Genomic DNA, 12,679 nt, shown 5'->3' on the forward strand with positions numbered 1-12,679 from the left:
CCAAAAAGTTGAATAGCTAGTATCACTAGCTTAAAATAATACATACATATATGTAGGTCGGGGGTTAGTAAATGGCTAAACGGAAAAGTGAATGGTTCGATTGGGTGAAAGCATTATTAATTGCTTTTGCATTAGCATTTATCGTTCGAACATTCTTTTTCACTCCAATTATCGTCGATGGTCCATCTATGCTACCAACACTTCATGATCGAGATCAAATGATCGTCAATAAGTTTAAATATCGATTCAATGAACCGGACCGTTTTGATATTGTTGTTTTTCATGCGAATGAACAAAAAGATTTTATCAAGCGTGTTATCGGTCTACCAGGGGAACACGTAGCATTTAAAAATAATGTATTATACATAAATGGTGAAGCAGTCGAAGAGAATTTTTATTCGAAAGAGCAAGATCCTGCATTACCATTTCCAGGACCAACGAATGACTTTACACTTGAAGAATTACCAGGTGGACATGATGTGATTCCAGAAGGACATGTACTAGTTTTAGGTGACAACCGAAACAATTCAACGGATAGTAGGGCGTTGGGTCTTATTTCCACAGAACAAATTGTCGGTACTACGAGTATAATTTATTGGCCATTTGACCGTATGCAAACGATAGGAAAGTAGGGGTAACATGACAATACAATGGTTTCCGGGCCATATGGCTAAAGCAAGACGTGAAGTAGAGGAAAAGTTAAAGTTAGTTGATTTCGTGATGGAGCTAGTAGATGCACGTGCACCGTTATCGTCACAAAATCCAATGCTACATCAAGTATTACAAAACAAACCTAAAATGATTGTGTTAATGAAAAAGGATTTGGCAGATCAGAAGCAGACGGAAAAGTGGATTACGTATTTTCAGGAAAATGACATTACTGCGATTGCGATTAATGTAAATGATAAAGCAGATATTAAGCGAGTAATTCAAATAGCAAAAGAACAAGGTCAAGAGAAGATGGAAAAGCTCATGAAAAAAGGAATACAGCCTCGAGCTGCAAGGGCTATGATTGTTGGTATTCCAAATGTCGGTAAATCGACGTTGATTAATCGACTAGCAAATAAAAAGATCGCAAAAACGGGTGATCGCCCTGGTGTTACTAAACATCAGCTTTGGATTAAAGTAAAAAAGGATTTTGAATTATTAGATACACCGGGAATTTTGTGGCCCAAGTTTGAAGATGAAATTGTTGGGTACCGCTTAGCTGCAATTGGAACGATTAAGGATCAATTACTTTCCTTGCAAGATATAGTAGCATTTGTCATAAAGTACATGCAGGAACATTACCCGAAGCTGATTGAAGAACGCTATCAAATCGAAAAAGATATGGAAGATATGTGGGATATTTTTGTCAAAATCGGTAAACAGCATGGTGCTTTAGAAGGTGGGGGAAACGTGAATTTCGATAAAGTATCGGATATCGTCATACGAGACCTTCGTACAGGGAGATTAGGTAATATTACACTAGAAACCCCAGAAGAAATTTAAAGGTAATAAGGCTGGGACAAAATTGTTATAGTCAAAGAAAATTCCGGACTGTGATTCAGAATTCTTCAATTAGAATTCGAATTAGTTTGGATTTTTCTTTTTTTGGGGTGTTTTCGGAAATATTGTTACTAATAATATATAGAATGCGCATTAACTTATTATGAAAAACGTGGTGAAATCTAAAATTAAATGTACTGCACCAAATCTGGCTCCAGAAATACACTTCGCTTTCCGCGGGCGGCTGGTGAGCCTCCTCGTGCTACGCACTGTGGGGTCTCACCGATGCCTCTCCTCCCGCCCGGAGTCTACGTGTATTTCTTCCGCTAGAATAGTGCATTACAACTTCATGACATGTATTGATAGAAGAGCCTCACTAAATGTTGATAGCATGGGTTACTACCACTCCATAAGCAGAGAACCACCATCAGTGTAGGCAGAATACGTAGACTCCTCGAAAATATAAATCAATTTTCTTCGTGCGATGCAATGCTGCCGTAGCATTCCTTGGGCCTGCGATTACTCGGCCCACCGAAAACATTTGTCCTGCGGGAACAGCACGTGTCCGAAGAACCCGGAGATGCGCCTGCGTCTTCTAGTTACGCTCCGAAGCATGCTTCCTCGGCGCAAGGGAACGAAGAAGCATATTCGAGAAGTACCATGGCTGAGGCCGTGCCCGCGGCAAAGTAGACACTGTAAAAGCGACCTAAAGGAGCTTGAACAGATGTCGCACTTGTGCTGGAAGTAAAAGCGAAGTATTCTGCCGGAGTGGTTGTATAGCAATCCCTTCGAAATGTGTGAAAGAAAGTAAATCCTAGCGAAAGTTACTGCACATTTTCCATCAACTATGAATTTAAGGTTCTACCGTTGAAAAAATACATTCTATACTTTCTATCATGTATTCGCTCGTCCATAGAGTGAAAAGATTAAGTTATGTCCGAGCCTCATACTATTTAAGGATTAATAAAATTCTTGATTCTACCGATATATAAAGCAAGAAAGACAGGTGTCCATGATGAAAAAGCAATCCATAGCAAATTTAAAACAGTTATTTCGAACAGATAACATAGACGATAAACTCTTACAGGAATTAAAAAAAGATAACCGAAAAGGTGTTCAGATGCTAATTGAAGGCTATGAAAAGCAAAAAATAAAAGAACAAGCATTAGAATTGGCCTTTGAAGAGATGTGTTTTTATGAGAATCATCATTATGCGAGTGGATGCAGATATATTGCCGGAGTTGATGAGGCTGGTCGTGGCCCTTTAGCAGGTCCTGTGGTTGCAGCTGCAGTTATTTTACCGCAAGATTTTAGATTAATAGGGTTGAATGACTCTAAACAACTTAATGAAACACAAAGAAATGCATTTTTTACAATTATTAAGGAAAATGCAGTTAGTTTTGGGATATCAATCGTAACTAATCAACAGATAGATGATATCAATATCCTTGAAGCTACGAAGCTAGCAATGCGAGATGCTATTTCTCAATTAAATCCCATTGCAGACCATGTACTAATTGATGCTGTAGAATTGGATGGATTAACATGTTCATCTGAGGCAATTATTAAAGGTGATTCGAAAAGTATATCTATTGCTGCCGCAAGTGTGTTAGCAAAGGTAACACGAGATAGGATTATGAAAGATATACATACGGAATATCCAGTATATGATTTTCAATCCAATATGGGGTATGGAACGAAACACCATATGGATAATTTGAAAAAATATGGTGCATCTCCTTATCATCGTGAATCTTTTTCTCCTGTTCGAAATGTAATGCTAGATGATATAAATGAGTGAATAGTGAATGAATAGATGGGTGGCGTTACTTGAATGAGTATACAGCAAATTAATGGAAATCGCATGACAAAAACGACAGAATCAATACAGCCGTTAAGAACCGGTCAAATTGTACAAGGTAAAATAATTAAACTTTTTCCAAATAATAAAGCGCAAATACAACTTGGCTCCAGACAACTTGTTGCACAATTAGAAGCTTCCCTAACGGTTGGATCCAATTACCACTTTCAAGTAAAAGCAACAGATTCACTCATTCACTTGCGTGTACTAGGTCATCAATTACAACAGAAGGATCGGTTAAACACACTCCAACTATTGGAACAATTAGGATTTAGAACGACTAATACTAATATTTCATTTGTTCAATTACTTCTAAAAGAGAAAATACCATTTGATAGAGGGCAATTAGCACAAGCATTACAATTGTTTGAAGGAGCTGGAAATCATCCACAAGCAGTACAAATTATAAAGGGTATGATTCAAAATCGTCTACCTTTGTCAGACTCCGTTTTTCAAGCACTATTAACTAAAAATACAAACAATTTTTCTGAAGCAATGAAATCTCTATCCCTATCGTTACATAATGGTATTCAAAAAACAGATTTACAACAGAACCTATTGAATAGACTAACGCAATTGACGGTACCACCAATGGGAGAAAGGTCTGGGCTTGTAAAACAGATAGTATCAGATTTTACAACCAATTCCCCATCTGTGTTAAATGTGTTGAAAGCTGCAGGAGGAGTAAGTCATTCGGTAGAATTTTCGCAGTGGAAAGATAGTTGGGAAGCATTTATGAAACAGAAAAATGTATCTACTAATTTGTTGAATAGCCCAAGTACAACGGAGAAACTACCATATCAACTACAATCAACAGAAGTTAATACAAGGTTGGAGCACCTTGCCCAGAATAAACATGGACTTCAAGCAGCAGCTAGTGAACTATTACAAAAATGGGAGAGATCCCTCAGTCAAGCGATTAATCGGGAAACACCTATGACAAACCAATCTTTTGAACAAATACGTAATGATTTAACCAAAAATCTATCTCCATTATTACAAAAGGACCAACAAATACCAATACAGAATACTGGTGCCGCATTACGACAATTGTTTACACAATTACAGACGTTGTCTAATGAACTAACGTTTCGTACAATCGATCAGATCTTAACCAATTTAAGTACTCCAAAAGATCAGTTTTTAAGTCAACTAAATCAGGTGTTATCTAGTACAGGTCTTTCTTATGAAAGTAGCATAGGAAATGAAAATCCTGAAAAGCAATTACAGACGATTAAGTCGATGCTCATTCAAATGATTCAACAAACAGATGGAGCTGTACAAGATAATTCCAGGCAACTTCTACATTATATAAATGGAATGCAGCTACAATCTGTAAATGAAACAATGAACATACTTCAAGCTAACTTAACTATCCCAGCAGAAAAACTAGGGTTAGCAAAAGATATACAACTAGAATTTGAAGGGAAAAAAACGGAATCTGGTGAAATAAACCCTGATTTTTGTCGGATTCTATTTTATTTGGAATTAGCAAATGTTAAAGAAACAATAATTGATATGTACATTCAAAAACGCGCCGTATCCATTACGATATTTAATGATCATTTAGATATAAGTAATCTGTCGAATCCATTGAAGCCTTTACTACGAAAAGGGTTAGAAGGGTTGGATTATCAACTATCTACTATTTCTTTTAAACCTTTAAAGCAGAACAGTGAACCTCAAATTGATCCGTCTTATATAAAACAGCCATTATCTTATCAAGGAGTTGACTACCGAATATGATAGAAAAAAGGCAGAAAGCCGCTGCGCTTCAATATGATCCCAATCGTGAAAGTGTACCTAAGGTAACGGCAAATGGAAAAGGGCTAATTGCTGAAAATATTATCGAAAAAGCAAAAATGAATGATGTTCCTATTATCGAAGACCCTTCCTTAGTAGAATTGCTAGCAGAATTAAATATAAATGAAAAAATACCCCAGGAGCTATACCAGGCAGTAGCTGAAGTATTTGCATTTATCTATCATACGGATCAACAATTGAATGATGAAGAAAAAAACTAACAAATAAATGACATTATTGTTCTACAATTCTTGTTATATTTTTCATTTTTTAATACAATGGTAATGCAGTGAATTTTGATGGGAGGACAAAGCATGAACATTCATGAATATCAAGGCAAAGAAATTTTGCGCAACTATGGTGTAAAGGTACCAAATGGATATGTAGCATACACAGTGGAAGAAGCTGTCGAATCTGCTGAGAAATTAGGATCACAAGTTTCAGTAGTAAAAGCACAAATCCATGCTGGTGGCCGTGGTAAAGCAGGTGGAGTAAAGGTTGCAAAAAATCTAGATGAAGTTCGTACATATGCAAATGAGATTCTAGGTAAAACCCTTGTTACACATCAAACAGGTCCAGAAGGAAAAGAAGTTAAACGCTTACTTATTGAAGAAGGCTGTGACATTCAGAAAGAATATTATGTCGGGCTAGTATTAGACCGTGCAACTTCACGAGTTGTTATGATGGCATCTGAAGAGGGCGGTACAGAAATTGAAGAAGTAGCAGAAAAAACTCCTGAAAAAATATTTAAAGAAGTAATTGATCCAGTAGTAGGGTTATCAGGGTACCAAGCTCGTAGACTAGCATTTAACATAAATATACCAGATGAATTAATTGGTAAAGCGGTTAAATTTATGACGAGTCTATATCAAGCATTTGTGGAAAAAGATTGCTCTATTGCAGAAATAAATCCACTTGTTACTACAGGTGATGGGGAAGTGCTTGCATTAGATGCGAAATTAAATTTCGATGATAACGCTTTATATCGTCAAAAAGACGTTTTCGAATTACGTGATTTAGATGAAGAAGATGAAAAAGAAATTGAAGCATCTAAATATGACCTTAGCTATATATCCTTAGATGGAAATATTGGCTGTATGGTAAACGGAGCAGGGCTTGCGATGTCTACAATGGACATCATTAAGCACTATGGTGGCGACCCAGCAAACTTCCTTGATGTTGGGGGCGGCGCAACAGCTGAAAAAGTAACAGAAGCATTTAAAATCATTTTGTCCGATTCCAATGTAAAAGGAATTTTTGTGAACATTTTCGGTGGAATCATGAAATGTGATGTCATTGCTGAAGGTGTAGTAGAGGCTACAAAACAAGTAGGTCTTGAAATTCCACTTGTTGTACGTTTAGAAGGAACAAATGTTGATTTAGGTAAAAAGATTCTTGATGAATCTGGCCTAAATATTACATCAGCAGGATCTATGGCTGATGGAGCAGAAAAAATAGTTTCCTTAGTAAAATAAGTTGATATTACGTAAAAAGATAGAAAGGACGGACGAAAATGAGTGTATTTATAAATAAAGATACAAAAGTAATTGTTCAAGGTATTACTGGTGGTACAGCTAAATTCCATACAAAACAAATGCTTGAATATGGTACAAAAATCGTAGGTGGTGTAACACCTAAAAAAGGTGGTACGGAAGTAGAAGGGGTTCCAGTTTTCAATACAGTGCAAGATGCTGTAGCGAAAACGGGAGCGAATGCATCCGTAATCTATGTTCCTGCTCCATTTGCAGCTGATGCTATTCTAGAAGCGGTAGATGCCGAGCTAGATCTTGTTATTTGTATTACAGAGCATATCCCAGTAATGGATATGGTAAAAGTAAAACGTTATATGGAAGGTAAAAAGACTCGACTTGTAGGACCTAACTGCCCTGGTGTTATTACACCTGAAGAATGTAAAATTGGTATTATGCCTGGTTACATCCATAAAAAAGGACATATTGGTGTTGTTTCACGTTCTGGAACCTTAACATATGAAGCAGTACATCAATTATCAGAAGCTGGATTCGGTCAGTCTACAGCTGTAGGTATCGGTGGAGACCCTGTAAATGGTACAGATTTCATCGATGTACTGAAAGCATTTAACGAGGATCCTGAAACAGAAGCAGTAATCATGATTGGTGAAATTGGTGGTACTGCGGAAGAAGAAGCGGCAGAATGGGTTAAAGCAAATATGAAGAAACCTGTTGTTGGATTCATTGGTGGCGCAACGGCACCTCCAGGAAAACGCATGGGACATGCCGGAGCTATTATTTCTGGTGGTAAAGGTACTGCAGAAGAAAAAATCCGTGTCATGAATGAATGTGGTATCCAAGTAGCTGAAACTCCAGCAGTTATGGGAGAAACAATGATTAAAGTATTAGAAGAAAATGATTTAGTAGCAAAGTGTAAAACTCATTAATTAACATAGGAGCCTAAAGGTGATAACCTTTAGGTTCCTACATTTAAATAAAGGAAGTGATTTATCTGAAAGCTATACGAATGAAGTTAATCCATCTTCATCAATGTCGTGGTATTACACGTCGAACCATTCGAAAAATTCTCCAGTTTGATCCCTCTTTAAAAGCAATCTACAATTTATCATCCACGAAGATAAGTAATATGGTAAATATACCGATGAAGAACGCTACACAATTTCATCAAGACCTCCACAATGAAAAGTTATTCAACCAAATTATTCAAGATAGTAGCAGATATACCATCATTTCAATAGTTGACGAAAACTACCCTTTTATGTTAAAAACAATTAAAGATGCTCCACTTGTCATCTATGCAATAGGGGATACGACTATTTTAGACGAAAAACCATCACTTAGTGTAATTGGAACGAGAAACCCATCTAACGAAGCAATGGCAAAATTAGCCCTCATTGTAAAACCGATTGTCAAGGAAGGCTGGGTCATAATTAGTGGGATGGCAAAAGGAATCGATAGTTTTGCCCATCGGTTATCTCTTGCCGAACATGGAAAAACAGTAGCTGTTCTAGGTGGTGGATTTCAACATATCTATCCGAGGCAAAATTTCGGACTTTTTAAACAAATGGAAAAAGATGGTTTAGTATTATCGGAATATCCTCCAAATGTTTCTCCAAAACCTTTTCATTTTCCGGAAAGGAATAGAATTATAAGTGGTTTAAGTTTTGGAACATTAGTCATTGAAGCAATGGAGAAAAGCGGAACATTAATTACCGTTGACCAAGCCCTTGATCAAGGAAGAGAGGTATATGCTGTACCTGGATCACCACTCATTCCCCAAACGAAAGGCTGCCATCAAATGATTCAAGATGGCGCAAAGCTTGTATCTACTTCGACAGATCTACTTGAAGATTGGGAGATCATAGGAGAGAATTGGAAGTCATTACGTATATAAACTATGTTGTTGGGTCTTTATTTGGTAAAACATATAACAGTATGTTTGACAAAAGTGATGTATATATTTAATATTAGTGAAGATTTCTATAATGAAAAAGATTTACGAATCATAATGATATTAATACCTTAATAATGAAGAGATTTAGGAGACATTGTTGTTTCTAAAATGCAACCTCAATTGGAGGAGAATTTATGGCAGATTATTTAGTGATTGTTGAATCACCTGCAAAAGCAAAGACAATTGAACGTTACTTAGGAAAGAAATATAAAGTAAAAGCTTCAATGGGACATGTTCGCGACTTACCCAAAAGTCAAATGGGCGTTGATGTTGAAGAACAATTTAAACCTAAGTATATTACAATTCGTGGTAAAGGCGATGTTTTAAAAGATTTAAAAAAGGCAGCTAAGAAAGCCAAAAAAATATACTTAGCGGCTGACCCGGATCGTGAAGGGGAAGCAATTGCATGGCATTTAGCACATATTTTAAACGTGGATGAAGATTCTGAATGTCGAGTAGTGTTCAACGAAATAACGAAGGATGCAATTAAAGATTCATTTAAAAATCCGCGCTCCATTGACTTGGATTTAGTGGATGCCCAACAGGCGAGAAGAATCCTAGACCGTTTAGTCGGTTATAATATTAGCCCTTTATTATGGAAAAAAGTTAAAAAGGGTTTAAGTGCTGGTCGTGTACAATCAGTTGCTCTTAAAATGATTATTGATAGAGAAAAAGAGATAGAAAACTTTAAACCGGAAGAATATTGGTCCATTGAAGCTGATTTCCAGAAAGATAAAGAAACCTTCCGGGGAGCCTTTTATGGTATTAATGGAAAAAAACAAGAGTTGAAATCAGAAGAAGAAGTTAATGAAGTTCTAAAAAAATTAGATGATCGAAAATTTACTGCAGATAAAGTGAATAAGAGAGAACGAAAACGTAATCCAGCGAAACCATTCACGACATCATCCTTGCAACAAGAGGCTGCTCGGAAATTAAATTTTCGTGCTAGGAAAACGATGATGGTAGCGCAACAATTGTATGAGGGAATTGATCTAGGTAAGAAGGCCGGTGGTATTACAGGTCTAATTACATATATGCGTACTGACTCAACAAGAATTTCAAATACAGCTAAAGAAGAGGCAAAGGGTTATATACAGGAACAGTTTGGTAACGAGTATTTAGGTACGGAGAAAGCGGAAAAGCAAAAAGAAGGTTCACAAGATGCTCATGAAGCAATCCGTCCTACTTCAGTAATGCGTGATCCAAAGTCCTTGAAGGAGATATTGTCTCGTGACCAACTACGCCTTTACAAACTAATTTGGGAACGCTTTTTAGCTAGTCAAATGGCACCAGCTATTTTGGATACGATGACCATTCATTTAGTTAATAGTGATGTAGAATTTCGTGCAACCGGTTCAAAAATTAAATTTAAGGGATTTATGAAGGTTTATGTGGAAGGAAATGATGATAACAAGAAAGATGAAGACAAATTGTTACCAGACATGGATGAAGGTTCTCTTGTGAATGCTGAAGAAATCACACCGAACCAACATTTCACGCAACCACCTCCGCGCTATACGGAAGCACGCCTTGTTCGGACAATGGAAGAACAAGGAATTGGTCGACCTTCTACCTATGCCCCTACATTGGATACGATTCAGCGTAGAGGATACGTAACAATTGACCATAAGCGATTTGTGCCAACGGAACTTGGTGTTATTGTTGTTGACTTATTGAAGGAATTCTTCCCGGAAATCATTGATGTGGACTTTACTGTTAAAATGGAAAGTGATCTTGATGCAATCGAGGAAGGTAAAGTCGAATGGATCAAACTGTTAGATGACTTTTATGGTGATTTCCATAAACGTCTTGATATAGCAGAAAAAGAGATGGAAAAAATTGAAATAAGGGATGAGCCTGCAGGAATCGACTGTGAAAATTGCGGTCATGAAATGGTATACAAAATGGGTAGATATGGAAAGTTCTTAGCATGTTCAAACTTCCCTGAGTGTCGCAATACAAAACCGATCCTAAAGGAGATTGGCGTAACCTGTCCAAAATGTAAAGAAGGAAACGTGGTTGAAAGAAAGTCCAAGAAGCGAAGAGTATTTTTCGGTTGTGATCAGTTCCCCGAATGTGATTTCGTATCGTGGGATAAACCAATTTCAAGACCTTGTCCAAAATGTGAATCACTTCTTGTGGAAAAACGCAGTAAAAAAGAAGTTCAAATACAATGCACAGAATGCGACTATAAGGAAAAAGTTCAGTAAAGTTAACCCGGCTGTTATGGGCAGCCGGGTTTAGTTTGTGAGAATATTGTAAGGATGTAGTTTTACTTTTTAGGTTTTAAGGAAATAATAGGTGGAATATAACTAAAAAATGTAAATTAACATGTATATCTAAATATTTTAAGGGTATACAATATTTAATAAACATTTTAAATTTGTAATTGTTGACTATTCATTATGAACAAGATATAATTACGTCTTGGTAAGGTGAAGTACTTGACAGTAACAAATAAATTCTTTATTTACGTTGTTTCATAGCGTTAAATCAATTTCCTTGAAATCAATTCAGAATTTTGTTACAATTTTGTTAAGTTAATTGCATTTCCTATTCATTGTGTGTTATGATTTATTCGCTGTTCAAAGAGGTGAAAAATTGATTAGTTTTTCTACTTATAGTAAGGACTTTAACGAGTATTTGCAAATCGAGAAAAACGCTTCACCATATACTGTTAAATATTATCTTCAGGATATAGAAACGTTTTTTTTATTTCTACAGCAAGAAAGTATTCATGATTTGGAAATGATAGATCAACGTATTGTCCGAGTATTTTTAACTCAGTTGTATAATCAACAATTATCTCGAAGAAGTGTTTCGAGAAAGATATCGAGCTTGAGAAGCTTTTTTAGGTTTCTTGAAAGAGAATTAATCGTTACAATGAATCCATTTATTAACGTAACATTACCTAAAGCATCTAAACCGATTCCGGGATTTTTATATATGGAAGAGCTAGAAAAGCTTTTTGAGATAAATGATCTTACGGATCCATTAGGGCAAAGAGATCAAGCTATTTTAGAAATACTCTATGCTACTGGAATAAGGGTAAGCGAATGCCAGAAATTAACCTTAGGTAATATCGATTTCTCTATTGGAACAATTCTTGTTTCTGGTAAAGGGAGAAAGGAAAGGTACATCCCATTTGGTAGTTTTGCTGAAAAAGCCTTGAACACTTACATACAAGATGGTAGACAAAAGCTTTTGCATAAATCAAATATAGAAACGGAATGTGTCTTTTTAAATTCTCGTGGTAAACCTCTGACAGATAGAGGAATTCGACTGATTTTAAAGAAAATGGTAGAAAAAGCTGCACTTACTGTTCATGTACACCCGCATAAATTAAGGCATACTTTTGCAACACATATGTTAAATGAAGGAGCCGATTTACGTACAGTCCAGGAGATGTTAGGACATGAGAATTTATCATCTACACAGGTTTATACACATGTTACTAAAGATCATTTGCGGAAAATTTATTTGAACAGCCACCCAAGAGCTAATGATTAAGAATATAGGCGATGAGGTGATTTTATTGGCGCATGAAATACATGCAACTACGATTTTTGCAGTTATGCATAATGGTGAATGTGCAATGAGTGGAGATGGGCAAGTAACATTAGGAAATGCTGTTGTAATGAAGCATACAGCCAAAAAAGTACGAAGGTTATTTAACGGAAAAGTTTTAGCTGGATTTGCTGGTTCTGTTGCTGATGCTTTTACATTATTTGAAAAATTTGAAGCTAAGCTAGAAGCTTATAACGGAAATTTAACTCGTGCTGCAGTCGAATTAGCTAAAGAGTGGCGAAGTGATAAAGTGCTACGAAAGCTAGAAGCGATGTTGATTGTAATGAATAAGGACAATATGCTATTAGTATCAGGTACAGGAGAAGTAATAGAGCCAGATGATGGTATTCTTGCAATTGGTTCTGGTGGTAACTATGCTTTGAGTGCGGGTAGAGCACTAGTTAACTATTCTGATCATTTATCAGCAAAAGAAATTGCACAGGCAGCAATGGAAATTGCGGGTGATATATGTGTTTATACGAATAATCACATTACGCTGGAAGTACTTGACTAATA

General features: G+C 36.4%; 11 protein-coding genes. All 11 read left to right on the forward strand.

The genetic code is table 11. The features are described 5' to 3' along the window. The first annotated feature begins 71 nt into the window (after positions 1-71). The 11 genes from lepB (at position 72) to hslV (ending at position 12,677) form a co-directional block, all read left to right on the forward strand. On the forward strand, positions 72-632 hold the full coding sequence (lepB, locus tag ACFSTA_RS05935) for a signal peptidase I (protein WP_377555660.1): 561 nt from the start codon (positions 72-74) through the stop codon (positions 630-632). A gap of 7 nt (positions 633-639) precedes the next feature. Further along, positions 640-1,491, forward strand: coding sequence for a ribosome biogenesis GTPase YlqF (ylqF, locus tag ACFSTA_RS05940; protein ID WP_377555662.1), 852 nt, complete (start codon positions 640-642; stop codon positions 1,489-1,491). 1,012 nt (positions 1,492-2,503) lie between these two features. Then, complete coding sequence (locus tag ACFSTA_RS05945; RefSeq protein ID WP_377555664.1) at positions 2,504-3,289, forward strand: ribonuclease HII; 786 nt, start codon at positions 2,504-2,506, stop codon at positions 3,287-3,289. A 33-nt stretch (positions 3,290-3,322) separates the two neighbouring features. Continuing rightward, positions 3,323-5,095, forward strand: a complete 1,773-nt coding sequence (locus ACFSTA_RS05950; protein WP_377555666.1) for a hypothetical protein — start codon at positions 3,323-3,325, stop codon at positions 5,093-5,095. Then, entirely contained in the window at positions 5,092-5,373 is a 282-nt protein-coding gene (locus tag ACFSTA_RS05955; protein ID WP_377555667.1) for an EscU/YscU/HrcU family type III secretion system export apparatus switch protein, read from the forward strand. Before ACFSTA_RS05950 ends, ACFSTA_RS05955 begins: the two co-directional genes overlap by 4 nt. A gap of 93 nt (positions 5,374-5,466) precedes the next feature. Next, complete coding sequence (gene sucC, locus ACFSTA_RS05960) at positions 5,467-6,627, forward strand: ADP-forming succinate--CoA ligase subunit beta (protein WP_377555668.1); 1,161 nt, start codon at positions 5,467-5,469, stop codon at positions 6,625-6,627. A 38-nt stretch (positions 6,628-6,665) separates the two neighbouring features. Further along, complete coding sequence (gene sucD, locus ACFSTA_RS05965; protein WP_377555670.1) at positions 6,666-7,568, forward strand: succinate--CoA ligase subunit alpha; 903 nt, start codon at positions 6,666-6,668, stop codon at positions 7,566-7,568. An 80-nt stretch (positions 7,569-7,648) separates the two neighbouring features. Next, positions 7,649-8,536 (forward strand): DNA-processing protein DprA, encoded by an 888-nt coding sequence (gene dprA / locus ACFSTA_RS05970; RefSeq protein ID WP_377555671.1) that lies wholly within the window; start codon positions 7,649-7,651, stop codon positions 8,534-8,536. Between the two features lie 194 nt (positions 8,537-8,730). After that, on the forward strand, positions 8,731-10,806 hold the full coding sequence (topA, locus tag ACFSTA_RS05975) for a type I DNA topoisomerase (RefSeq protein ID WP_377555673.1): 2,076 nt from the start codon (positions 8,731-8,733) through the stop codon (positions 10,804-10,806). Positions 10,807-11,197: 391 nt separating this feature from the next. Continuing rightward, on the forward strand, positions 11,198-12,106 hold the full coding sequence (gene xerC / locus ACFSTA_RS05980) for a tyrosine recombinase XerC (protein ID WP_377555674.1): 909 nt from the start codon (positions 11,198-11,200) through the stop codon (positions 12,104-12,106). Between the two features lie 25 nt (positions 12,107-12,131). Further along, complete coding sequence (hslV, locus tag ACFSTA_RS05985) at positions 12,132-12,677, forward strand: ATP-dependent protease subunit HslV (protein WP_377555675.1); 546 nt, start codon at positions 12,132-12,134, stop codon at positions 12,675-12,677. The last annotated feature ends 2 nt before the right edge of the window (positions 12,678-12,679 follow it).

This window comes from Ornithinibacillus salinisoli (assembly GCF_042684965.1).
GTDB lineage: Bacteria > Bacillota > Bacilli > Bacillales > Amphibacillaceae > Ornithinibacillus > Ornithinibacillus salinisoli.